The following is a 20,993-nucleotide window of genomic DNA, read 5'->3' as shown; positions in this document are numbered from 1 at the left end:
TTGGGCGCCCCCGACAACCAGCGGCGCGCCCACCACCATCGCCGCGGTCACCAACGGGACGCCTCCGTACCCGCCGCCATCGCCGCGGCTCAGCCGGGGTCGTACGTGCAGCGCGAGCCGGTGCGCACGGTCGCGCGCAACTCCTCGCCGATGACGGGATCGGCTATCGCGATGCGTTCCACCGCCCGCCTGATGGCCTTGCCCACCGCCGTACGGGCCCGCTCCTCACTGCCGGCGAAGCCGCGCGCCCGCCCACCGAGCCCGGTCGCCGACGCCAGCTCCGCCACCAGCCAGTCCCGCTCGTCCCGCCGGGCCTGCGCCTGCCCGCGCTGGTGGTTGGCCTCCAGCTCGTCGATCTCCGCGTCGAGCTGCGCCAGCCTGCGCCGGTACGCCCGCCCCGCCGGCCCGTCCAGCACCTGCTGCACCGGCATCGGCGCCGGGTCGGGCGAGCCCGCGGCCAGGTCGGCGGCCGGGATCTCCCTGCCCGGATTGGCCACCAGGACCGCCAGGTGCTGCATGCCCACGCTGTGGTCGACCAGCACGCTGCGCCCGCCCAGCTCCACCCGCCACTGCTGGCCCGCCAGCCGGCACCCCACCCGGCCCGCCGCGTACCGGGGCAGCTCCATGTCCAGCGCCCTGGCCTCCTGCGCCGCCAGCGCGCGCTGCCTGCGCGCCTCCTCGTCCCTGGGCCCGTCGCGCAGCGCCAGCGCCTGGGCCAGCCGCGAACGCGACAGCGTGACCGCGGGCCAGTGGCCCAGCGCCAGGTTGTCGTGCACGGCCCCGCGCAGATGGCCGATCGCCCGGTCCAGATCACCCGTGGTGATCGCGGCCACGCCCAGACTGTGCCGGACGGAGCCGAAGCAGGCGATGCCGGGGCTGGTCATGACCGGCAGTTCCGCGTACGGGCCCAGCAACTCCGCCGCCCTGGCCGCCAGCTCGGCGTCGCCCAGCAGGTCGGCGGCCTCCACGATCGCGTACATCGACATCAGCCAGGTGCTCGTCCGCGGCCCGCCCGCCAGGACGCTGCCGCGCAGCCTGGCCAGCATGCCCTCGGCCAGCCGCCGATCCCCGTCCGCGGCGGCGGCCACCGCCAGTCCCGCGTACGGCGAGTCGTCCACGGTCGGCAGGTCGGGCGAGTCCAGCAGCCCGGTCAGCACCGGGACCATCTCGCCGATCCGGCCCTGGAACCAGCGGATGGCGGCGAGCTGGCAGACGTACCAGCCGGTCGCGTCGTTGTCGCCGGTCGCCTCACCCAGCTCGTGGCAGGCCGCTGCGCGCTGCTCGGCCTGCTCGAACCTGCCGCCGCGGGTGCTCAGCATGACGTCGATCGCGCGGAGCACGTACGCGATGGCCTGGTTCTCCTCGCCCTCCATCGCGGCGCGCAACTCACCCAGCCCCCGCTCGGCGTGCGGGTCGGCCTCCATGAGCAGGTCCACCGCGTGCCACAGCAGGCCGATCAGCAGATCGGCGCGCCGCCCCGTACGGGAGGCCACCCCGATCAGCTCCCTGGCCAGCTCCCGCCGCTGCCCGCCGCGCCCGGGACCCAGCACGCAGTTGTGCGCCAGGTGCAGCGCCTCGGCCAGCGCCACCGGGTCGTCGGCGGCCCTGGCCTGCGCCGCCAGCGCCAGGATCGCGTCATGGCCGCCGCTCAGGTAGTCGTCCTCGGCGGCCAGCCTGATGCGCAGCCGCAGCGACAGGGACGTGTCCGCGTCGAGCAGCGCCAGCGCGTTGCGCTGCCGCACCCGTACCATGGCCGCCGCGGCGGCCGTCCTGTGCTCGTGCGCCCACATCCCGCTGAGGCCCAGCGCCGCGCGGGCCATCGCGTACGCGTCGCCCTGCTGCAGCGCCTCGCGGTAGGCGCGGTCGAACCGTTCGCGCGCGCGTCGCAGGTCTCCCTTGACGAGCAGCGCTTGCTCTCCTTCGAGAAGAGCCCACTCCAATGCCTCGATCACTGGCCCTACCCCCGTAGTGTGGCGAAGTTTTTCTCGCGCACCCTGTGGAGTAGCGGGGCCCCCTCCGCTCCCCCGGCCGATGAACCATGGGTGAACATCCGTGAAGACGGCTCCCATCCGCCTCCAGTTCAATTCCACCTCAAACTGGAAAGTTTCGGAACCGGATTTAGTAAGAAGTCCCATCCGCGGGCCGCTGACCCACCCAAGGCGCGCGGCCGCCCCACCACAGCCACTTCGCACACCCCAGAACCAGAACCTCCCCGCCGACCCACCAACCCCGCACACCGACCCACCAACCCCGCACACCGACCCACCAACCCCGCACACTGACCCGCCAAACTCACCCACCAGGGTCAGCCTCCCCGGCCACGATGGGTCAGCTCATCGGGCGGTCCGCCAGCTCTGCTCCTCCACCAGCTCCATGCTGCGCCAGCCGTCCGGGGTACGGCGCATGCGGTGATGGTAGTAGCCACCCCCGTGCAGAAAACCCTCGGTCCCGACGGCCACCATCTCCCGCGTCGGGGCGAGCGTGTCGGTGAAGGGCGCGCTCACCAACGCCTCGCCGCGGTCCTGAAAGTCGATACGCGCGGCCCCGATGAGGTGCAGCCGAGCCGGCCAGTGCACCAGCACCCCGGCCAGCCACGCCTTGACCTCATCCCTGGTCCCCCTGATCCCGCCGGAGGAGCTGTAGTCGATCACCGCATCCTGACTGAACACCTCGTCGAGCAGATCCCACTGCCCCGAGTCGATAGCGTGCGTGTAGCGGGCCAGCAGACCGGTGATCTCTAATCGGTCGGCGATCTCCTGATTGTCCATGTGCCGATCGTCGCCCCAAGACGACCCGATGACCAGATCACTCAGGACAGCCGTCCCCTCAAAGACGGCCCGACACCCTCCCCACCCACGTCAGCCGTTTTCTCAAAGACAGCCCGACGACCACTGGATCACCCACGTCAGCCGTCCCTCTGAGGCGGCTCAATGACCAGATCACTGAGCGGCAGCCGTCCCTGAGGAATGGCCGGGCTCCCCTGCAGAGGCGGGGCCGGATAACCCAACGAGATCCCCGTACGAACTCTCCAGGGCTCCCGAAGCCCCGCCAACTCAGTGGCCGCCCGAACGTTCACGGCGGGAAAGAACGAGGCGGGACAACTACCGAGCCCAAGGGCATGGGCGGCGAGCATCAGGTTCTGGGCAGCCCGGCCGGCGTCGAACTCGGCGTCATCAGCGCTCACCGTGCCATCCACAGCCAGCAGAACCACCACCGACGCCCCCGCCAGATGCCCCGCATACGCACCGAGCACGCTCAACTCACGCAACAACCCCTGATCACGCACAACAACAAACCGCCACGGCTGCCGATTACGCGCCGACCCCGCCCACCGCGCCACCTCCAACACCGCCCTAACCTGCTCCCGCCCAACAGGCACGTCACTGAAAACCCGCGTAGCCCTAAGGCCTTTGATCAGTTCGAGAGACATAAGTGCAGGCTAACCCCCACCCAAAAAGCCACCCACCCGTGAGCCGCTTACCGGCTGAACCCAAATCCGCCTCGCTTCGCTCGGCCCCGCTCCTATCGGAGCTGTCCGAGTACGTCGAGCTCGAAGAACCCCAGGAACCGTATCCCGCCGAGGGCCATCCAGAGGGTCACCTACGAAGACAGCCCGACAATGCGGTGAAGTCGGAGCAGCCGTTGTCCAGCCTCGAGTCGGCGCCCCTGCCGACCTGCACGACTGCTCATCTTGTCGCAACGGGACGTAACAGCGAAAGGCTCGATGCGAGAACTTACAGCAGGTCGAATTCTCCCAGTTTCGCGCCGCCGATGAATGCACGCCACTCGTCGGCCGTGAACACCAGGATGGGGCCGCTGCGATCCTTGGAGTCTCGGACGGCCACCTTGTCGCCGAGGAAGGCGACCTCGGTGCACTGACCGTTTCCGCCGCTCTTGCTGCTTTTACGCCACTCGACGTGGGACAGGTCGGGGGTCTCGGCCATGCCTGCACATCCTCTCACTTCAACTCGTCCACGGCTGCGGCGAGCAGATGTCCTGTTGTCTCGGGGCTTGCCGCGATTGCCCGCAGGTGTTCAAAAGCCATGGTATAGCGCACGATGTCTGATTCCTCTTCGAGGAACATGTCTGTGGCGATCCCTTCGGCGTAGATGAGATCGGGGTTTCCCGGTTCGTACTGCAGGATGCAGAAGGAGCCGGGCATGCCGGGATGCGCGCCCGCATCATAGGGGATGACCTGCAACGTGATGTTGGGTTCCTCGACGCACGCAAGAAGGTGAGCCAACTGGTCGTGCGTCACCTGCCGGCCACCGACGCGCCGATGGATGACCGCCTCGTCCACAACCGCCCAGAGCCGCAGTGGCTCATCGCGCTTCAGCAGGGCCTGGCGTTCGAGTCGGGCTCGTACCCGATTTTCAACCTCGTCCTTGCTGAGGTCCGGCACCGTGCCCCGAATCACCGCGCGCGCGTACTCCTCAGTCTGGAGCAGGCCAGGTACGAACAATGCCTCAAAGTCCAGCAGGGCCGAGGCCTCCGACTCGAAGTAGATGTAGTTGCTGTACGGCTCGGGAAGGTCGGTCCGCTGCAACCAGCCGCGCTCGCCGGATTCCCGCAGTAGCGCCAGCAGTTCAGCCCGCTGATCGTCGCTCGCGTTGTAGGCGTCCAGTAGGGCGACCAGGGTACGGACCTGCGGCTTGGCCTTCGCGTACTCGATCCTGTACAGCGTCGCGGCGTTGATGTTCGTCTGCCCACCGACTTCTTCACGGGTCAGGCCCGTTGACGCCCTGAGATGGCGAAGCTCGGCGGCCAAACGGCGAAGGCGGACCGTGGGCGTATGGCGTGGGCGAGACATGACGCTCATCGTAGCGAAGGCTAGCTCAAGCAAAGCGAACGCAATCATTGCGTTCGCCTTGCAGGTGTGCGCATGATGGGTGCAACCTATCGTGCAGGCCTCGTCACAAACGGTGAGTGTGTAGTTGAGGAGGATTCGCCATGCAGGTCACATCGAACAGGGATTTCCGCACGGCTCGACGGCAAGAGTCTCAACCTCAGGACACGCGCCCCGAGGCCCCGGCAGCACTGATCAGTAAGCGAGCTGACTTCGTCAGGTGTCTGTGCGGGCCGGAATCGGAGCCAACTTTCACCGGCAGAAGGCCTGCCCCAGACTCGGCCTGCATCAGATTGGCGCTTCCGGTAATGGAATCCCCGTTCACGAACTGTCTGCCCCTGGCTGCGGTTCCGAACGCCGTGCCGCTGGCGCGTGTGTTCATCAGACAGTCGCTGCTGAACTGGAAGCGTCGCGACTTGATCGAAGACGCCGAACTTCTCGCGTCAGAGCTGGTGACGAACGCGATCAAGGCGACGCGCTCGTTTGCTACGGCGTTGTCTCGCTCACGGATAGGCATGATCAGGGTTTGCCTGATCGTAGTGGACGCCCTGGCCGTGATCGAGGTGTGGGATCCGAACCCCGTTTTGCCGGTCCTGCCCGAAAATGTTGATCACTTCGAAGAAGGCGGCCGAGGGCTGCTTCTGGTTGATCGCCTGGCCAAGGGCTGGGGCTGTCGTCGGCCGCGCTGTGGCGGCAAGACGGTCTGGTGCCAACTCGTGGCACCTGAACAACTCAGTTCGTCACACGCAGTGCGGCCTCTGCCCGAAACAGCATGTCTCCCACGCCTTCGCAACCCCTTGGAGGTCGGCATGAGCATTGAGGATTTCCACGGCCCGCACCCGGAGCCCCCGAGGGAGGAGCACGCCAAGATCGGTTGGTCCGCGTCGGTGGGCAGGTCTGCGTCCATCCGGGTCCGGGCTCATACCTGCGACCGGGAATCCGTCACGTACGAGCTGTGCGCGGCGGGCGGCTTGGGGCACATCCGCCGCACCGAGCGGACGGCCGACGGCGATCGGGTCAGCGAGAGCCCGTGGGTACGGGAGTCGGAGGTCAGGCGGCTGTGGGACGACCTGCTTGAAGGGAAGGCGCGGTAGCGGCGGCAGCCGAACCGGGGCGATTCGGGCTGGCCTGCGCGATCGCTGGACCGCTCTAGGCAGCCACAGATGTCGTCTGGTGGTGGACGGTGTAGCGCTTGGTGTTCCTGCTCCAGGCGTTGTTGCCGCTGGTCCAACATCGGCTGTTCGACAGATAGCCGGCGACGATGGGGGTCTGCTCAGGCAGTCCGTAGTCGCGGGGAAGCGTACGGGCTATCGCCTCGAGGTCGAGGTATTGCGTGATGAGCCGGTCATGGGTGCGCTCCAGCTCCCGGATGGCCTCCTTGGCGGTCATTCCGTCTCGGCTCATGAGGACGACTGCCTGGTTGCTGACTTCGCCTTGGTGGAGGTCCTTGCCGAGGGAGTACGCGTCGTTCTGGACGACCACTGTGTCCGCACAGACCTTGCGGATCTGGTGGAACGTCTCGCTCAAGGCGAGAGGGAAGGCGAGTTCGCGGCCTTCGGCGCTCTCGCCGTAGGCCATTGACGGCCGGATGGCGATCGCGTCACGACGAATCTCGATCACGTGATCCAGATTCGGCGGATTCTGCTCTGTGAGGCCGCGGCGCATCGCGGCCTCCAGGCTGTAGGAGAACAGGTATTTGGACATGTCCTGCGCGAACCGGGACTGCCAGGTCGGCGACATCCCCATGCGGGTGCGCCCGCACAGGTCCGCGAAGGCGCGCACGAGCGGCGGGGAGAGCAACGGCAGAGCGCCTGAGTCGCCGTACGCGAAGCGGATCATCGGCTCAACGACTGCCCTGACCGCCGCGGGGTCGTCGCCGAGAGGACCGTCGAACCAATCGTCGAAGGGGAAGTACCAGAACATCCAGTCAGAGACCAACTGGGCGCCGAGCCCTCGGGCGTCGGGGTTGGCGTAGCCCGCGAGCAGGTCGAACCGGGGCTCGTCGAGTAGCCGGACCTCTTCCGCGCTGTTGACCATCCCGAACGACTCCGCCCACTGGAGGCTGCGCCGGCGCATCTGCTCGACCTCGGGATTCAGCCGAGCCGGCCACGGAACCCTGAAACGCGGCCCACTGTCGTCAGCATCAGCAGTTACCTCCTTCCGGGCCGGCCGGGCAACTGTGATGTGCGCCGCCGAAGTTCCCAGGCCGGTCGGATGAAACAGGCTGGGGTGGCTGGGTGAGCGTGTCAAGATGACTCCTCCGTGGTCGAAATGTGAAATCCCAGCGCGAAGATCCCCCTCATGGAAGTAACACAACGTCATTGATGGTGACGTTTAGTGTCTTCAGCGGTAGATCGCCCTCCCCTGGCATTACAGGGCGCGTGCCGGAACCGCGACGAGCCGACGCGCCAGAGGGAAGGAAGGAAGAGGCAGACGGAAGAAGACAGAGCCGGTGGCCGGCCGGTCGGATGGATCCGTCGTCGGCCGAACGGTCCGCGAGCGCCTGAGGCCGGGCGGGCACCGAGCCGCTCGGCCGCTTATCGAGGCTCTATGGGCGCCGGATGATGTAGCGCGTGTGCTGTTTCTCCAACCATTGCCGGCTGATCTCCTCTCCCGTGACCCGCCCGATGATGACCAGGCAGGTAGAGATCATCTGGGCGATCGGAGAGCCGTATTCGCCGGCCACATCCCAGTCCGGCTCTGTCGGCAGCCCGTCGGCATAGGGTGAGAGGGCCGCCGGAATCATCGTCATGGGCGAATCCGCTGCGACCTCCCCGTCATGCGCGTAGAAGACGCGATATCCACTGCCGCCGTGCCAACGGACGCCGACGGCCCGCCCGCCATCTGCGGACAACGACTCCAACGCCCACTGTTCCGCCACGTCCGCCCACTGAATCTGCAGGGTCAGCGTCCAGGCGCCGAACTCGCCGAACTCGCCGATGAGCAGAATGCCGTCATGGTCTCCCGGGATGTTCTCGCCCTCGAATCCGGCGGGAAGACCGGCGAGTGTCACCCGCGTCGCGCTGGCGGGATCAGCGCCGAGTCGCCGTGCGACCTCCTCGACGCCGACGCCCTCACTCCACACGGCCGCCAGACCATGGGCGATCGCCGGCCAATGGGATTCCAGCAGGTCATAGGGGTCTTGACTGATATTCATCGCATTGATTCCCACAAGAAGGCGTTCAAGGTCAGCAGCCCCATCAGCTGATGATGCCGCACCTGTTCAGCCAAGCAGAAGCGCCGGCTGAACAGGCATATTCCCCTCGTATTCCACGGTGCTGCCGACGGGTGCGACGATCGCCCCAGTGAACTTCGGCCCGGAGATCGCTCGCGTCAGAGGGATTTGAGCATGACGAAGAAATCCGGCTGATGGCCATATCTCAGGCGCTTCGGAGGCCGATCTCCGTCCGAGAGAAGGAGAAACGATGAACCCGCTCAGAACCATCACCGTCGGCGTCGCCGTCGCGGTGGCGAGCGTCATTCTTGCGCAACCGGCCCTGGCGGCGAGTTTTCAACGGGACGTCGGAGACGGAATCGTCCGCTACGCCGACCCTGCCAACGAACTGTGCGTCCGGGCGGATGACACCACAGGAACGGCCTGGGTGGAGGTGACCCTGACCCGCCCCGGCGTGATCGGACGGCCCATCGTCATCAGAGACGACAACATACGCCACCCGGGCGCCACCTGCGAGGTGCTCGCCGCCTTCGAAGACGTCACCTACCGGGCCGATTACGAGAGCTACTGGAGCGGGCGAGGCACTGTTCTGCGCGGGACGTTCACCTTCGAGAACTGACGCTCAGACAAAACCGCTGCGCATTTCCCGACCGCAGTTCCACCAAGAGGCGACATCTCCAACGTTCCCCGATCGCAAAGGGTTTCCATGAACAAAGGCATAAGGGTCGCTCTCGCGGCAACGTTCGCCGCAGGATCCCTGTTCGCCGGCGCGCTACCGGCACAGGCGGCCGCCTCCAACCGCGACAACTGCCGCGGAAATGTCTCCAGCATCTACAAGAGCGGTTCTGCCGTCGTCGCCTCGTACGTCGTCGTATGCGATCGGGTCCAGAGCCGCATCATCGTCTCAGCGGACGCCACCCGCCACACGGTCCCCCTGACAAGCAAGCGCAGCACGAAGACCTGTAACAACGCCCGCCGGTGCAGCGTTCAACCACGCATCTCCAACCCCGCCGGCAGGCAGTTGTTCTCCGGGGCGGTCTTCGCCGCGGTCGCCAGGCGAGGCAACCACCTGGTGGGATGTGGATACGTAGAAGGCGTGCTGGGCGGGGGCCTGGCTCTGGACGGGATCATGACCTGCAGAGCCTCGGACGAGTTCCACTGATCAGATCCATTTGTGACGTCGCCGCCATCGACGAACGACCCTGATCAACTTTGACGCACGCCCAAGGCGGGCCGCGAAGACATCGAACCCGCCGACCGGCCCGGCCGTCTCATCGATCATGAGAGAACAGCATGCGAAACGCTCACCGGCGCTGCTGTGCGCCATGGCAGCCCCTGCGCTCTACGTGGTGGTGAACCTGATCGCGATCCAGGCGGCCGGACCGCATCCAGGCATCGAAGACCCCTATAACGACTGGATGCTGGGCCAACCGGACCGGGAACTCGAGTCGATGCGGATGTGGACGTTCAGCATCGCCGCCATCCTCGCCGCCGCCGCGGCCTTCCTCGGCGCTCTGCATGGTTGGCTGAACCGCCGTCCCAGCGTCGCCCGCGTCCTGCCGCGGGCGGTCGCGGGCATTGGTTACCTGCTGACTCTCGCCCTGGCCATTGCGGCCAATCCCACGACGTCGCTGTGGGAACTCAACGATGACAGCGCCCGTGGCAGCATGGTCGCTGAGTGGCACTTTCCCGCGCTGGTCGGCGTCGGTGTCGTGACCCTGGTCGCGGTGATCGGCTGGTTGTCCGGCGTGATCCGGGACACCTCGGCTCATGCTGAGGTCCAGGCGTCGAACTAGCTGAGAAACAGAGACCCCGGCCAGAGGGCGGGCCATCGCGCGCGGGACCCAATGTTGCCCTGTCACGGTGAGCCTGCGCCCTGCGGGACTGGAGCGTCAAGGGGAGGCTTGGGTGTCGCCCGAGAACCGGTCTGTACGTCCTTCGAGGTCAGCACCGGTGCTGACACCAACCTGATCAACCTGGGATAACAAGAAGCCCCAGACTCCCGGTATGGGCCGTGAGCTGGGGCTATAACTCCTGTGACCAGGTCGGACCTGGCCTGTTGTGGAGACTGGTGGACGATACTGGGATTGAACCAGTGACCTCTTCCGTGTCAGGGAAGCGCTCTCCCGCTGAGCTAATCGTCCTTACGAGGTGGCGACGGGATTTGAACCCGTGTGGACGGCTTTGCAGGCCGCTGCCTCGCCTCTCGGCCACGCCACCGAGCCGGAAGCTCCGAGCGGAAGACGGGATTCGAACCCGCGACCCTCACCTTGGCAAGGTGATGCTCTACCACTGAGCCACTTCCGCATCAACCCCGCGGCTCTCACCGCCGGGCGACGAGAGAACTCTAGCGAATCTCGGCCGAGTCCCCAAACTGGAATACGCCTGCCCAGGTCAGGTGTGCCCGCCATTGACGGTGAGGCGCTGGCCGGTGACGAACGCGCCGCTCTCCGAGGCCAGGTACGACACCGCGCCCGCCACGTCCTCAGGAGTGCCCATCCGCCTCAGCGGCACCTCCGCCCGGTAGTCGGTCTCGTCGATGCCCGCGTGCCGCTCCACCGGGATCCAGCCCGGTGCGACCACGTTGACCGTGATGCCGTGCGGGCCCAACTCCCTGGCCCACACGTCGGTGAGGCTGTGCTGGGCGGCCTTGGCGGCGGTGTAGGCGGACGTACCGGTTAGTTTGCGGTCCACTATGTCGGAGCCGATCTGGATGACGCGCCCGCCGCCCCGCTCCTTCATGCCGGGCAGCACCGCCTGTACGAGGAGCGTCGGGCTCTTGATGAAGAAGGTGAGCTGGTCGAGGTGCGCCTGCCAGGTGAGATCCTCGACGGCGACGGTCGGCTGCGGGCCGGTCGCGTTGATCACCAGCACCTCCACCGGGCCGAGCCGGTCGGTGACGGAGGTGATCAGCCCGCCGACGCCGGACTCGTCCGTGACATCGGCGGCGAACGCCTCGGCGATGCCGCCGGCGGCGCGGATGCCGTCCACCACCTTCTCGGCCCCGGCCGCGTCGGAATGGTAGTTGACGGCCACGGCCAGGCCGTCGGCGGCGAGCCTGCGGGCGATCACGGCCCCGAGGCCGCGCGAGGCGCCGGTGATGAGCGCGACTGCTGTCATGAGGTCAACTTAGCGAAGGGCAATTCCTGCAACGAAGGGACGGTGAAGGGCGCTTCCTGCGGTGAAGGTGAGTGAAGAGCGGTTCCTGCGGTGAAGGTCAGTTAAGGGCAGTTCCTGCGGTGAAGGTTGGTGAAGGGCAGTTCCTGAGGTGATGGGCGGCGGAGAGTGGTGGAGGGGTGTGGGTGGTCAGTGGCTGCCGGGTTGTAGGCCGGCAGGGGACGGGCCCTCCGTTTCCAGGCGGTATTCGCGGCCGGAGATCGCCCGGTTGTCCTCGATCACGCGCTCCGAAGCCGGCTGCTCGCCGCCCATCACCGCCTCCTGCATCCGGGTGAAGCGCTCGTGCGCCTCCCCTACGTACCCCGTCCCCAGGGTCGTGAGGTCGATCTGGGTGGCGAGCAGATCGCGCAGGTAGCCCTTGTTCGGCTCGAACGTCACCGGCGGCGGCAGCGCGGGAGCGAGCACCTGGTCGGGGTCGCGGCCGTCGAACCTGCGGAACAACTCGGCCGCCAGCCGCAGGTGCTCCAGCTCCATGCCGAGGTGCAGCTCCCAGATGTTCTTCACCTTGGGATCGGACTCGGTCTCCATGAACGAGTAGTACAGGTAACACTCGTTGTACTCGTGGTTGAGCAGCATCTCCCACCAGCTCTCGCCCGGATCCACGAGCGACTCGTAATGGGTGACGTGCTCCTCCTCGATCAGCGCGATCTCCTGGTAGAGCTGCCGCGCGATCGGCTCCATGTACAGCGGGCCGACGTTGTTGTAGAAGTTCATGGTCTGCTGCTCGGCCGACATGACCGTCAGGGCGTGCAGGCGCGACAGCGGCTCGGTGATCGAGCGGTCGTAGGGCTGGCGCACGTTGTCCATCGGGTCGCGATGGTGCCGGTACGTCGGGCGGCCCGGCATGACCTCGGTGAGCCCGTCGACGATCTTCTCGGCCTTGCGGTGCTCGATCATCTCGTACAGGTTGGCGTAGCGGTAGAGGTGGTCGAAGTCCTCCAGCACGCCGAACTGGTAGGCCTGCTTGAGGTAGGGGTCCGGCTCCATCCGGGCCACCCAGGCGGTCAGGTCCACGGCGACCTGCTCGTACGCGATCGTCGTCTCCAGCACCGACGCCACCCCGGGCAGCAGCCAGTTGACGACCTTCTGCTGCTGTGCCTCGATGTAGCGCACCCGCGCGAGTTGCTGCCTGATCTCCAGATCGGGGCAGTGCCGGGCGAACTGGTGGCTGAACAGGACCGCCTCCGTCTCGATCCCGTTCATGGTGATGATCCGGCACCGCGTGTACGGGTCGGCGTGGTCGGGATCGATCGGCGTGACGTTCAGCTCCCGCCAGTTCCGCAACTGATCGTCCAGCGGGATGCCCCGCTCCCGTAGTGGGTCGAAGGTCATGCCGCTGCGCGTACCCGGCGCCGGACAGGGCAACCTCCGGCTTCGGTACGCTGACGGCCTGCTTTCGGTAAGGCCGGGCATCGCGGGCCGGGGCGCGGGTATGGCCCGCACGTGGCTGAACAAGATGTCATCGACCTGCTCGTGGCCCAGCACGGCCGCATCAGGGACCTGTTCGACGAGGTGGAGCAGGCGCCGGTGGAGAACGTCGGGGAGGCGTTCGACCGGCTGACGCGCATGTTGTCGGTGCACGAGACCGCCGAGGAGGAGATCGTCCACCCGTACGCGCGCAGGAAGCTCGACAACGGCCAGGGCGTGGTGGCCGACCGTCTGGCCGAGGAGAACAAGGCCAAACGCCTGCTCCTCGACCTGCACAAGGCGGGCGTGGACGATCCGCGGTTCTGGGACGGCCTGGCCGAGCTGCGTACCTTCGTGACCGTGCACGCGCGCGGCGAGGAGCGCTACGAGTTCCCCAGGCTGCGCGCGAACACCTCCACCGTGGAGCGGCGGGCCATGGCGGCGGCGGTACGCGCGGCCGAGTCGCTCGCGCCGGTCCGCCCGCATCCCGGCACCGAGTCCGCGGCCATGAACATGCTCATGGGCACGCCCCTCGCGCTCATGGACCGGGCCCGCGAAATGATCCGCAAGGCCCTGGGCAAACGCTGACCCTGGGACGTCGCTCGGACGGAGTCGCCCACTCTCGGACAGGCCCATCCACCCTCGGACGGCCACCGACCCCGAACGGTCGCCCATCTTCGGACGGTCGCCCATCTTCGGACGGTCACCGACTCTGGACGGTCGCTCGCCTTTGGACGGTCACCGGCCCCGGACGGTCGCTTGCCTTTGAACGGTGTCCACCCTTCGATGACGGGCGAAATGTCGGTGTATTAGCGTCGAAGGTATGGAGCCCATCGCCCGTGACGCCGACATCGCCCCCGTCGCCGCCCTGATCGCCGACCCCACCCGGGCCGCGATCCTGACCGCCCTGCTCGGCGGCCGGGCGCTGGCAGCGGGCGAACTGGCCAGGGTGGCGGGGGTGAGTGCCGCCACCGCCAGCGCCCACCTGGCCAAGCTGCTCGAAGGCGGCCTCGTGGACGTCGTACGCCAGGGCCGCCACCGCTACTACCGCCTGGCCGGCCACGAGATCGCCGAGGTGCTGGAGGTGCTGGCCAGGATCAGCGCCCGCCCGCCGGTGCGCTCGCTGCGCCAGTCCAGGCAGGCCAGGCTGCTGGAGGAGGCCCGTACCTGCTATGACCACCTCGCGGGACGGGCGGGCGTGGGCCTGCTGGACCGCCTCAAGGAGGGCGGCTACTACGACGGGCACGACGTGACGGCGGCGGGGGAGCGACTGCTGGCGGGGCTGGGTGTGGACGTGGCGGGGGCGCGCAGGTCCAGGAGGCGGTTCGCACCGGAATGCCTGGACTGGACCGAGCGCAGGTCGCACCTCGGCGGGGCGCTGGGCGCGGCGATCACGGAGGTGCTGTTCGAGCGGGGATGGTACCGGCGGGGGAGCGTGCCCAGGGCGGTGGTGCTCACCGAGGAAGGCAGGCAGGGGCTGTCGGCGTTGTTCCGGAGTAAGGAGCTAACATCGGTTACGCCGGTTACCTAAGCGAGAGAGACGCAACATGCGCGACAACGGGGTCGTGAACGTCGGTCCGGAGCCGCTGACCTTCGACGACGTCATCAAAGTGGCCCGACACGGAGCCTCCGTCCAGCTCACGGACGACGCCATCGCCGCCATCGCGGCGGCCCGCCAGCGGGTGAACGAGCTGGCCGAGAGCCCGGTGCCGGCGTACGGCATCTCGACGGGGTTCGGCGCGCTGGCCACCCGCCACATCGACCCGGCGCTGCGCGCGCAGTTGCAGCGCTCGCTGGTGCGCTCGCACGCGGCCGGCAGCGGCCCCGAGGTGGAGACCGAGGTGGTCCGCGCGCTCATGCTGCTGCGCCTGAGCACCCTGGCCACCGGCCACACCGGCATCAGGCCGACCACCGCCAAGACCCTGGCCGCGCTGCTCAGCGCGGGCATCACCCCTATCGTGCACGAGTACGGCAGCCTCGGTTGCTCCGGCGACCTGGCGCCGCTGGCCCACGTGGCGCTCACGCTCATGGGCGAAGGCGTCGTACGGGACGCGTCGGGCACCGTGCAGCCGGCGGCCGAGGCGCTCAAGCAGGCCAGGATCGACCCGGTCGAGCTGGCCGCCAAGGAGGGCCTGGCGCTGATCAACGGCACGGACGGCATGCTCGGCATGCTCATCCTGGCCATCGACGACCTCACCCGGCTGGTCAGGACCGCCGACGTGAGCGCCGCGATGAGCGTGGAGGGGCTGCTGGGCACCGACCGCGTCTTCGCCCCCGAACTGCAGGCCCTGCGGCCGCATCCCGGCCAGGCGCTCTCGGCCGCCAACATGACGAAGGTGCTGCGGGACTCGGGCGTCATGGCCAGCCACCGCGACCCGGCGGACTGCACCCGGGTCCAGGACGCCTACTCCCTGCGCTGCGCGCCCCAGGTGGCCGGGGCCGCCCGCGACACGATCGCGCACGCCGCCACCGTGGCGGAGCGGGAGCTGGCCAGCGCCATCGACAACCCGGCCGTGCTGGCCGACGGGCGGGTTGAGTCGAACGGCAACTTCCACGGCGCGCCCGTGGCGTACGTGCTGGACTTCCTCGCCGTCGTGGCGGCGGACCTGGCCTCGATGTCCGAGCGGCGCACCGACCGTTTCCTGGACGTGGCGCGCAACCACGGGCTGCCCGCGTTCCTGGCCGACGATCCGGGCGTGGACTCCGGCCACATGATCGCCCAGTACACCCAGGCGGCCGTCGTCTCGGAGCTGAAGCGGCTGGCCGTGCCCGCCAGCGTGGACTCCATCCCCAGCTCGGCCATGCAGGAGGACCACGTGTCCATGGGCTGGTCGGCCGCCCGCAAGTTGCGCAGGTCCGTGGACGGGCTGACCAGAGTGCTGGCGATCGAGGTGCTCACCGCCGCCCGCGCGCTCGACCTGCGCGCCCCGCTGGAGCCCGCCCCCGCCACCGGTGCCGTGGTCAGGGCGCTGCGCGAGACCGTGCCCGCGCCGGGCCCCGACCGGTTCCTGGCGCCGGAGATCGACTCCGCCGTGCGGCTGGTGGCCGATGGCGGCGTCGTCGCGGCGGCGGAGACGATCACGGGCCCGCTCGCTTAGGTACGGCCTCTCGTCAAGTGCGGGCTCGGTCAGGGGCGAACTCGGTTAGGCGCCCACGTCCATCACGCCGCAGATCCCGCGTCGGTCAGGTGCTCACGTCCATCACGCCGCAGATCTCGCAACGGTAGATCGTGCCCTGGTTGTCCTCGCCGAACTCATTCCACATATGGGCACTGCCGGTCAGATCGAACGGATCGCCGGAACAGAGCACCCGAGGCCCGCGTCGTCGGCTCACGGTAGCGGGCCGGTCACTCTTGGTCGACTCAAAAGGGGTGGGGGCGGTGGGCATGAGCATGGGATCTCCCGGGACAAGTCAACCAGCCGTAATCGCGCAGGCTTCTTTCCAGAAAGAACGCGTTGAAACCGTTCAACAGGCTTGCGGCACGTCATCGCCCGTGCGCGTGGGACGCCCGGGGCTGAGGAGGCCGAGCATGGCGTCGGCCGTGCCGGCGTGGATGTTCAGCAGCGGCCACATGCCGGTGACGCGCAGGAGCCGGGCCGGGATGCCGTGCACGCCCGCCAGATGCAGGGTCGAGCCCTGCTCGGTCAGCGCCGTGTGGAGGTTCGTCAGGGCGCGCAGGCCGCTGCTCTCCATGAACGTCAGCAGCCGGCAGTCGATCACGACCGGCATGCCCGGCAACATCCGCCGCCGGATGTAGCTCTCCAACTGGCCGGCGTTGGTCGTGTCCACCTCGCCGATCACAGTGATCAGTACGCCACCGTCCAGGCGGTGGCAGCCCAACGTCAGGGGTGTCCTGGCGGGTTCGGGGTTGTCGCCAGGCAGACGAGCGGAGTGAACGTGCATGGCGTCCTTCTTGAGCATGGAGGTGTGTCTCGATTCTCCTCTTCTGAAGCATAATGCGCGAAAGATATTACCGGAAGTCTTCTTCGTGTGATCATTATTGCGCAGGTGCCCGGCCGTGTCATCGGCGCCGGCGCGCGAGTCTGGTAGAAGTGAGGGTTCGTGAGTACGTCCGTCAACCGTCCCGGCACGTGGACCTTCCTGACCCACCATGCCCGCGTGCTGCTGGAGATCGCCCGCGACCCTCAGGCGCGGGTCCGCGACATGGCCGCCAGCATCGGCATCACCGACCGGGCCGTCCAGGGCATCGTGTCCGATCTGCACCAGGCCGGTTATGTCACCATCGATCGGGTGGGCCGGCGCAATGAGTACAGCCTCAACCTCGACGCGCACTTCCGCTACCGGACGGAGGCGAACCTGCCGGTCCGCCTCCTGATCGACATGTTCGCCCAGCACGATCTGCCGAAGTCCGGCGCCCAGGCGCCGCCCGGCTAGCGGGCGGGCAGCGCCACCACCAGTTCCACCTCCAGCAGCAGGCCCGGCATGAACAACTTCGGCACCTCCACGGTCGTGCTGGCCGGAGGCGTGCCGGTGATGTACTTCCTGCGCACCTGCCCGTACTCGAAGCGGTCGTCCATGTTCGTCAGGTACGTCCTGATGAACGCCACGTCCTCCCAGGTGGCCCCCTGGTCGGCGAGGATGCGTGAGATGACCTGGAAGACGTGCTCGGCCTGGGCCGTCATCGAGCCCTCGCCGACCACCTCACCCCGCTCGTCGAAGGCGGCCTGGCCGGAGATGTGCAGTGTGTCGCCCACGCGGACGGCGTGCGAGTAGTAGCCGTTCGTCGCGGGGATCGTCGAGAGATTGAGCGGCACCGCCCGCCCGCCACCTTCGAGCGCCCCGGCGACGTGTTCCGCGATGGCCGTAAGGTCGCGCCCGCCCAGCCCGGCCGCCCGGGCCTCCTGCAGCCGCGCCCTGGCCGCCGTGGCCATCGAGGCGCCCTCCCATGCCCCGAGCTCCAGGTCCTTGGCGGCGTGCGCGAGTGAGTACCGGGTCTGCGCGGAGGGCTCGCGCAGCCGCTCGGCCAGCTGGCCCAAGGGGGTGCCCGACAGCACCTCGACCAGCGCGCCACGGTCCACGCCGTGCGCCTCGGCGTACCCGAACGTCTCGGCCAGCAGCACCTGGACGGGCACGAGCGCGCTCATGACGGCGATCTTCATGGCCGCGCCGGACCCCAGCGGCCCCAGCTCGCGCACCGTCCCGAACGCCGACAGCACCTCGCGGCAACCCGACAGGTCGCCACCGGCGAGCACGGTCAGCTTCCCTTCAGCCGCAGGACCCACGCTGCCCAGCACCGGCGCGTCCACCAGCGCCACCTCCGCCGGGAGCAGCGCGCGCAGTTCCCGCACCGCCTCCGGCCCGATCGTGGACATCTCCACCACCGTCGCACCCGGCGCCAGCCCCGGCAGTGCCGAGGTCAGCACCTCCCGCACCGCCGCCGGATCGCTGAGCATCGTGATGACCAGCTCCGCGCCCTTCACCGCGCCGGCCACCGGTACGCCGTCCGCCCGCCGCCACGTCGTCACCTCGTGCCCGGCCGCCTCAAGACGCCGGGCCATGGGGACGCCCATGCGTCCCTGTCCAAGAAAAGCAATCACGTGCCTCAGTGAAGCCGTGCGCGAGACATTCCACAAGCGACTAGATTGCATGTCAGCCATGCCTGAAACGAATGCCTTCGACACCGGCGCGCTGCGCCTCTTCGACGAGGTCGCCAGGAGCGGGTCCTTCACCGCCGCCGCCGAGCTGCTCGGATACACCCAGTCCGCGGTCTCCCGCCGCATCGCCGCCCTCGAACGCGCCGCCGGAGGGCCGCTGTTCGAGCGCCTGGCCCGCGGCGTGCGCCTGACGCCCGCCGGGACGGCCCTGCACCGGCACGCCGTCGCCGTACTCGACCGGCTCGGCCGCGCGGGCGAGGAACTGGCCGCCATCCACCGGGGGCAGGGCGGCGTGCTGCGGGTGGGCGCGTTCGCCACGGCCAACGTCGACCTGGTGCCCCGTGCGCTCAAGCGGTTCGTGAGCCGCCGGCCGCACGTCGAGCTGCGCCTGACCGAGGGGCTCAGCGCCCGGCTGCTGGAACGGCTGCACGCCGGGGCGCTCGACGTGGCCGTGATCAGCGACTACCCGGCCGGGCTGCCCGCCGAGGCGGCGCGGGCCGTGCCGCTGGGCGAGGACCGGCTGCTGGTCGCGCTGCCCGCCGGGCACCGGCTGGCCGCCGAGCCGGAGGTGGACCTGCGCGACCTGGCCGGCGAGACCTGGATCGAGGCCGCGCCGCGCGGGCAGCCGACGCTGCTGGCCACGGCGTGCGCGGCGGCCGGATTCGCGCCGCGCGGCGGCCTGCGGGTGGCGGAATGGTCGGGCAAGTTCGGATTCGTCGCCGCCGGGCTCGGGGTGACGCTGGTGCCGGAGCTCGCGGCGCGGGCCGTACCGGCCGATCTGGTGCTCAGACCTCTGATGGGTACGGTGCCCGTACGCAGGGTCTACGCGGCCCTGCCCGAGACGCCACTGCCCGCCGCGCAGGAGTTGGTCGAGATGCTGGGAGAATGGGACGTGTGTACGACGGTTTCGCCCACTTAGGCAACTTCCTGGCCACCGGGCTGCGTGAGGTGACCTCGGACCTCGCCGCGCTCGACGGCGAGGGCTGGTGGGCTGTCGTCGTGGACTACGAGGGCAAGGTGACGTGCGCCCGGTTCGACCGGGTGCGGCGGGCGCCCCTGCCCGCGCCGGCCGCCCCCTGGCACGGTCCCCGCCCCGACCAGTGGCGCAGTTCGCTCGACCGGGCCGCCTACGAGCGCGGCGTGCGCGCCATCCGTTCCCACATCGAGCAGGGCGAGGTCTACCAGGCCAATTTGTGCCGGGTGCTGACCGCGCCCGTCCCGCACGACGCCGACCCGCTCGCCCTGGCGGCCAGGCTCGCCGAGGGCAACCCCGCCCCGTACGCGGCCGTGATCCGGATCCCCGGGCTGAGCGTGGTCTCGGCCTCGCCGGAGCTCTACCTCTCGCGCGACGGCGACACCGTGGAGTCGCGGCCCATCAAGGGCACCGGCGCCACCGCGGACGACCTGCTGGAGAAGGACTACGCCGAGAACGTCATGATCGTCGACCTGGTCCGCAACGACCTGGGCAGGGTCGCGGACGTCGGGTCGGTGGAAGTGCCGTCGTTGTGCGCGGTCGAGGAGCACCCCGGGCTGGTCCACCTCGTCTCCACCGTGCGCGCCAGGCTCGCGCCCGGAGTGGGCTGGCCGGAGCTGTTCGGGGCGACTTTCCCGCCCGGATCTGTCACGGGTGCCCCCAAATCGTCGGCTCTGCGGATCATCGATGAGCTCGAAGCTGCACCCCGCGGCCCGTACTGTGGAGCCGTGGGCTGGGTCGACGCCGACCGAGGCAGGGCGGCGCTGGCCGTAGGCATCAGAACATTCTGGATCTCCTCGCTGGACCACCGGCAGAGCGAGATCCGTTTCGGCACGGGAGCGGGCATCACCTGGGGCAGCGACCCCGGGCGCGAATGGCTCGAAACCGAGCTCAAAGCAGCCAGGCTGATCGCACTGGCATCCACAGGAGGAATCTGAATGAACATCCCTGTCTGGGTCAACGGGGAACTGCTCGACCCCGCGCAGGCGACCGTGTCGGTGTTCGACCACGGGCTGATGGTCGGTGACGGCGTCTTCGAGACCATCAAGATCGTGAACGGGAGGTCGTTCGCGCTCACCCGGCACCTCGACCGGCTCACGCTCTCCGCCCAGCGCATGGACCTGCCCGACCCCGACGTCGAGGCCATCGCCGACGGCATCGGCAAGCTCCTGGAGGCGGCACCCGCGTGGGCGCTGGGCCGCATCCGCGTCACTTACACCAGCGGTCCCGGCCCCCTCGGCTCCGACCGCGGCGACCAGGGCACCACCTCCGTCGTCATCGTGGACGAGCAGAAGCCGTTCCCCGCCACGGCCAGCGTGACCGTCGTGCCGTGGCCGCGCAACGAGCGCGGCGCCCTCGCGGGCGTCAAGAGCACCTCCTACGGGGACAACGCCAAGGCCCTGCTGTACGCCAAGAAGCGCGGCGGTGGCGAGGCCATCTTCGGCAACCTCGCGGGCAACCTGTGCGAGGGCACCGGCTCCAACATCTTCATCGTGCGGGACGGCCGCCTGCTCACCCCCACCATCGAGTCCGGCTGCCTGGCCGGCGTCACCCGGGCGCTGGTGGCCGAGTGGTGCGACGCCGCGGAGACCGACGTACCCCTCCAGGCGCTGTACGAGGCCGAGGAGGCGTTCCTCACCTCCACCACGCGCGACGTCCAGCCGATCAAGCTGGTCGACGACACGGTGCTCCCGTCCGCGCCCGGCCCGATCACCACCAAGGCCATGCGCATCTTCGCCGAGCGCTCCGCCGAGGACCTGAACCCGTAACCCGGCCGATCATGCGGGGCGAATGTGACAG

General features: G+C 68.7%; 23 protein-coding genes and 3 tRNA genes. 11 read left to right on the top strand and 15 right to left on the bottom strand.

Translation table 11 applies throughout. The features are described 5' to 3' along the window. Nucleotides 1–89: 89 nt before the first annotated feature. The 5 genes from AB0I81_RS35180 to AB0I81_RS35160 form a co-directional block, all read right to left on the bottom strand. Nucleotides 90–1,952, bottom strand: coding sequence for a hypothetical protein (locus tag AB0I81_RS35180; protein ID WP_360665766.1), 1,863 nt, complete (start codon nucleotides 1,950–1,952; stop codon nucleotides 90–92). 381 nt (nucleotides 1,953–2,333) lie between these two features. Next, entirely contained in the window at nucleotides 2,334–2,768 is a 435-nt protein-coding gene (locus tag AB0I81_RS35175; RefSeq protein ID WP_360665763.1) for a nuclear transport factor 2 family protein, read from the bottom strand. Nucleotides 2,769–2,905: 137 nt separating this feature from the next. Beyond that, nucleotides 2,906–3,430 (bottom strand): nitroreductase family protein, encoded by a 525-nt coding sequence (locus AB0I81_RS35170; RefSeq protein ID WP_360665761.1) that lies wholly within the window; start codon nucleotides 3,428–3,430, stop codon nucleotides 2,906–2,908. A gap of 304 nt (nucleotides 3,431–3,734) precedes the next feature. Continuing rightward, entirely contained in the window at nucleotides 3,735–3,944 is a 210-nt protein-coding gene (locus tag AB0I81_RS35165) for a DUF397 domain-containing protein (protein ID WP_360665758.1), read from the bottom strand. A 14-nt stretch (nucleotides 3,945–3,958) separates the two neighbouring features. Next, on the bottom strand, nucleotides 3,959–4,810 hold the full coding sequence (locus tag AB0I81_RS35160) for a helix-turn-helix transcriptional regulator (RefSeq protein WP_360665755.1): 852 nt from the start codon (nucleotides 4,808–4,810) through the stop codon (nucleotides 3,959–3,961). 344 nt (nucleotides 4,811–5,154) lie between these two features. Here AB0I81_RS35160 and AB0I81_RS35155 point away from each other — a divergent pair, with 344 nt between their 5' ends. Beyond that, nucleotides 5,155–5,940, top strand: a complete 786-nt coding sequence (locus AB0I81_RS35155) for an ATP-binding protein (RefSeq protein ID WP_360665752.1) — start codon at nucleotides 5,155–5,157, stop codon at nucleotides 5,938–5,940. Nucleotides 5,941–5,995: 55 nt separating this feature from the next. Here AB0I81_RS35155 and AB0I81_RS35150 read toward each other — a convergent pair whose 3' ends face one another. Then, nucleotides 5,996–7,096 carry a hypothetical protein gene (locus AB0I81_RS35150; protein WP_360665749.1) on the bottom strand — a complete coding sequence of 367 codons (1,101 nt, stop codon included), beginning with the start codon at nucleotides 7,094–7,096 and terminating at the stop codon, nucleotides 5,996–5,998. Nucleotides 7,097–7,394: 298 nt separating this feature from the next. Further along, nucleotides 7,395–8,018: a hypothetical protein gene (locus tag AB0I81_RS35145; RefSeq protein WP_360665747.1), complete on the bottom strand. Its 624-nt coding sequence runs from the start codon at nucleotides 8,016–8,018 to the stop codon at nucleotides 7,395–7,397. 253 nt (nucleotides 8,019–8,271) lie between these two features. On the opposite strand from AB0I81_RS35145, the gene AB0I81_RS35140 reads away from it, so the two are divergent. The 3 genes from AB0I81_RS35140 to AB0I81_RS35130 all read left to right on the top strand — a co-directional run bounded on the left by AB0I81_RS35140 (nucleotide 8,272) and on the right by AB0I81_RS35130 (nucleotide 9,817). After that, nucleotides 8,272–8,640, top strand: coding sequence for a hypothetical protein (locus AB0I81_RS35140; RefSeq protein ID WP_360665744.1), 369 nt, complete (start codon nucleotides 8,272–8,274; stop codon nucleotides 8,638–8,640). Nucleotides 8,641–8,727: 87 nt separating this feature from the next. Then, the gene (locus AB0I81_RS35135; RefSeq protein WP_360665741.1) at nucleotides 8,728–9,183 is read left to right on the top strand and encodes a hypothetical protein; all 456 of its coding nucleotides are present in this window, start codon (nucleotides 8,728–8,730) and stop codon (nucleotides 9,181–9,183) included. Nucleotides 9,184–9,301: 118 nt separating this feature from the next. Next, entirely contained in the window at nucleotides 9,302–9,817 is a 516-nt protein-coding gene (locus AB0I81_RS35130; RefSeq protein ID WP_360665738.1) for a hypothetical protein, read from the top strand. A gap of 273 nt (nucleotides 9,818–10,090) precedes the next feature. Here the strand turns inward: AB0I81_RS35130 and AB0I81_RS35125 are convergent. From AB0I81_RS35125 to AB0I81_RS35105, 5 genes are all read right to left on the bottom strand, one after another. After that, nucleotides 10,091–10,165: transfer RNA gene (locus AB0I81_RS35125), tRNA-Val, on the bottom strand. Nucleotides 10,166–10,170: 5 nt separating this feature from the next. Continuing rightward, a tRNA-Cys gene (locus AB0I81_RS35120) sits at nucleotides 10,171–10,241 on the bottom strand. A 15-nt stretch (nucleotides 10,242–10,256) separates the two neighbouring features. Next, nucleotides 10,257–10,328: transfer RNA gene (locus AB0I81_RS35115), tRNA-Gly, on the bottom strand. Nucleotides 10,329–10,415: 87 nt separating this feature from the next. Beyond that, nucleotides 10,416–11,141, bottom strand: coding sequence for an SDR family oxidoreductase (locus tag AB0I81_RS35110; protein WP_360665735.1), 726 nt, complete (start codon nucleotides 11,139–11,141; stop codon nucleotides 10,416–10,418). Between the two features lie 186 nt (nucleotides 11,142–11,327). Continuing rightward, a complete protein-coding gene (locus tag AB0I81_RS35105) occupies nucleotides 11,328–12,530 on the bottom strand; it encodes a hypothetical protein (protein WP_360665732.1) in 1,203 nt (400 codons plus the stop codon). 111 nt (nucleotides 12,531–12,641) lie between these two features. Between AB0I81_RS35105 and AB0I81_RS35100 the strand changes: the two genes are divergently transcribed. The 3 genes from AB0I81_RS35100 to hutH all read left to right on the top strand — a co-directional run bounded on the left by AB0I81_RS35100 (nucleotide 12,642) and on the right by hutH (nucleotide 15,703). Further along, nucleotides 12,642–13,193: a hemerythrin domain-containing protein gene (locus AB0I81_RS35100; RefSeq protein WP_360665729.1), complete on the top strand. Its 552-nt coding sequence runs from the start codon at nucleotides 12,642–12,644 to the stop codon at nucleotides 13,191–13,193. Nucleotides 13,194–13,428: 235 nt separating this feature from the next. Then, nucleotides 13,429–14,136 (top strand): helix-turn-helix domain-containing protein, encoded by a 708-nt coding sequence (locus AB0I81_RS35095; RefSeq protein ID WP_360665726.1) that lies wholly within the window; start codon nucleotides 13,429–13,431, stop codon nucleotides 14,134–14,136. 16 nt (nucleotides 14,137–14,152) lie between these two features. Then, entirely contained in the window at nucleotides 14,153–15,703 is a 1,551-nt protein-coding gene (gene hutH / locus AB0I81_RS35090; RefSeq protein ID WP_360665723.1) for a histidine ammonia-lyase, read from the top strand. 85 nt (nucleotides 15,704–15,788) lie between these two features. Here the strand turns inward: hutH and AB0I81_RS35085 are convergent, their stop codons facing one another. Both AB0I81_RS35085 and AB0I81_RS35080 read right to left on the bottom strand, forming a co-directional pair. Next, nucleotides 15,789–15,998 (bottom strand): hypothetical protein, encoded by a 210-nt coding sequence (locus AB0I81_RS35085; RefSeq protein WP_360665720.1) that lies wholly within the window; start codon nucleotides 15,996–15,998, stop codon nucleotides 15,789–15,791. Between the two features lie 72 nt (nucleotides 15,999–16,070). Continuing rightward, a complete protein-coding gene (locus AB0I81_RS35080) occupies nucleotides 16,071–16,508 on the bottom strand; it encodes an STAS domain-containing protein (RefSeq protein WP_360665717.1) in 438 nt (145 codons plus the stop codon). Nucleotides 16,509–16,667: 159 nt separating this feature from the next. On the opposite strand from AB0I81_RS35080, the gene AB0I81_RS35075 reads away from it, so the two are divergent. Then, nucleotides 16,668–17,000: a helix-turn-helix domain-containing protein gene (locus AB0I81_RS35075; protein WP_360665714.1), complete on the top strand. Its 333-nt coding sequence runs from the start codon at nucleotides 16,668–16,670 to the stop codon at nucleotides 16,998–17,000. Here the strand turns inward: AB0I81_RS35075 and AB0I81_RS35070 are convergent. Next, nucleotides 16,997–18,214, bottom strand: a complete 1,218-nt coding sequence (locus AB0I81_RS35070; protein ID WP_360665711.1) for a Rid family hydrolase — start codon at nucleotides 18,212–18,214, stop codon at nucleotides 16,997–16,999. The two genes, AB0I81_RS35075 and AB0I81_RS35070, sit on opposite strands and share 4 nt — an antisense overlap. Before the next feature lie 7 nt (nucleotides 18,215–18,221). On the opposite strand from AB0I81_RS35070, the gene AB0I81_RS35065 reads away from it, so the two are divergent. The 3 genes from AB0I81_RS35065 to AB0I81_RS35055 are packed head-to-tail and all read left to right on the top strand — an operon-like array spanning nucleotide 18,222 to nucleotide 20,962. Next, nucleotides 18,222–19,139: a LysR family transcriptional regulator gene (locus tag AB0I81_RS35065; RefSeq protein WP_360665709.1), complete on the top strand. Its 918-nt coding sequence runs from the start codon at nucleotides 18,222–18,224 to the stop codon at nucleotides 19,137–19,139. Beyond that, a complete protein-coding gene (locus AB0I81_RS35060; protein WP_360665706.1) occupies nucleotides 19,106–20,131 on the top strand; it encodes a chorismate-binding protein in 1,026 nt (341 codons plus the stop codon). Before AB0I81_RS35065 ends, AB0I81_RS35060 begins: the two co-directional genes overlap by 34 nt. Then, complete coding sequence (locus AB0I81_RS35055; RefSeq protein WP_360665703.1) at nucleotides 20,132–20,962, top strand: aminotransferase class IV; 831 nt, start codon at nucleotides 20,132–20,134, stop codon at nucleotides 20,960–20,962. Nucleotides 20,963–20,993: the final 31 nt, after the last annotated feature.

It is taken from the genome of Nonomuraea sp. NPDC050404 (genome assembly GCF_040655495.1).
In the GTDB taxonomy this organism is placed as follows: Bacteria; Actinomycetota; Actinomycetes; order Streptosporangiales; family Streptosporangiaceae; genus Nonomuraea.
Note: the sequence above shows the minus strand (reverse complement) of the source record. Positions and strands in the feature narration are given on the sequence as shown.

Excerpts from the sequence above, each read along its gene's own strand:
- AB0I81_RS35175 (WP_360665763.1), bottom strand. The coding sequence starts at position 2,768 with ATGGACAATCAGGAGATCGCCGACCGATTAGAGATCACCGGTCTGCTG.
- AB0I81_RS35170 (WP_360665761.1), bottom strand. The coding sequence starts at position 3,430 with ATGTCTCTCGAACTGATCAAAGGCCTTAGGGCTACGCGGGTTTTCAGT.
- AB0I81_RS35165 (WP_360665758.1), bottom strand. The coding sequence starts at position 3,944 with ATGGCCGAGACCCCCGACCTGTCCCACGTCGAGTGGCGTAAAAGCAGC.
- AB0I81_RS35160 (WP_360665755.1), bottom strand. The coding sequence starts at position 4,810 with ATGTCTCGCCCACGCCATACGCCCACGGTCCGCCTTCGCCGTTTGGCC.
- AB0I81_RS35155 (WP_360665752.1), top strand. The coding sequence starts at position 5,155 with ATGGAATCCCCGTTCACGAACTGTCTGCCCCTGGCTGCGGTTCCGAAC.
- AB0I81_RS35140 (WP_360665744.1), top strand. The coding sequence starts at position 8,272 with ATGAACCCGCTCAGAACCATCACCGTCGGCGTCGCCGTCGCGGTGGCG.
- AB0I81_RS35135 (WP_360665741.1), top strand. The coding sequence starts at position 8,728 with ATGAACAAAGGCATAAGGGTCGCTCTCGCGGCAACGTTCGCCGCAGGA.
- AB0I81_RS35130 (WP_360665738.1), top strand. The coding sequence starts at position 9,302 with ATGAGAGAACAGCATGCGAAACGCTCACCGGCGCTGCTGTGCGCCATG.
- AB0I81_RS35110 (WP_360665735.1), bottom strand. The coding sequence starts at position 11,141 with ATGACAGCAGTCGCGCTCATCACCGGCGCCTCGCGCGGCCTCGGGGCC.
- AB0I81_RS35105 (WP_360665732.1), bottom strand. The coding sequence starts at position 12,530 with ATGACCTTCGACCCACTACGGGAGCGGGGCATCCCGCTGGACGATCAG.
- AB0I81_RS35095 (WP_360665726.1), top strand. The coding sequence starts at position 13,429 with ATGGAGCCCATCGCCCGTGACGCCGACATCGCCCCCGTCGCCGCCCTG.
- hutH (WP_360665723.1), top strand. The coding sequence starts at position 14,153 with ATGCGCGACAACGGGGTCGTGAACGTCGGTCCGGAGCCGCTGACCTTC.
- AB0I81_RS35085 (WP_360665720.1), bottom strand. The coding sequence starts at position 15,998 with ATGCTCATGCCCACCGCCCCCACCCCTTTTGAGTCGACCAAGAGTGAC.
- AB0I81_RS35080 (WP_360665717.1), bottom strand. The coding sequence starts at position 16,508 with ATGCACGTTCACTCCGCTCGTCTGCCTGGCGACAACCCCGAACCCGCC.
- AB0I81_RS35070 (WP_360665711.1), bottom strand. The coding sequence starts at position 18,214 with ATGCAATCTAGTCGCTTGTGGAATGTCTCGCGCACGGCTTCACTGAGG.
- AB0I81_RS35065 (WP_360665709.1), top strand. The coding sequence starts at position 18,222 with ATGCCTGAAACGAATGCCTTCGACACCGGCGCGCTGCGCCTCTTCGAC.
- AB0I81_RS35060 (WP_360665706.1), top strand. The coding sequence starts at position 19,106 with ATGGGACGTGTGTACGACGGTTTCGCCCACTTAGGCAACTTCCTGGCC.
- AB0I81_RS35055 (WP_360665703.1), top strand. The coding sequence starts at position 20,132 with ATGAACATCCCTGTCTGGGTCAACGGGGAACTGCTCGACCCCGCGCAG.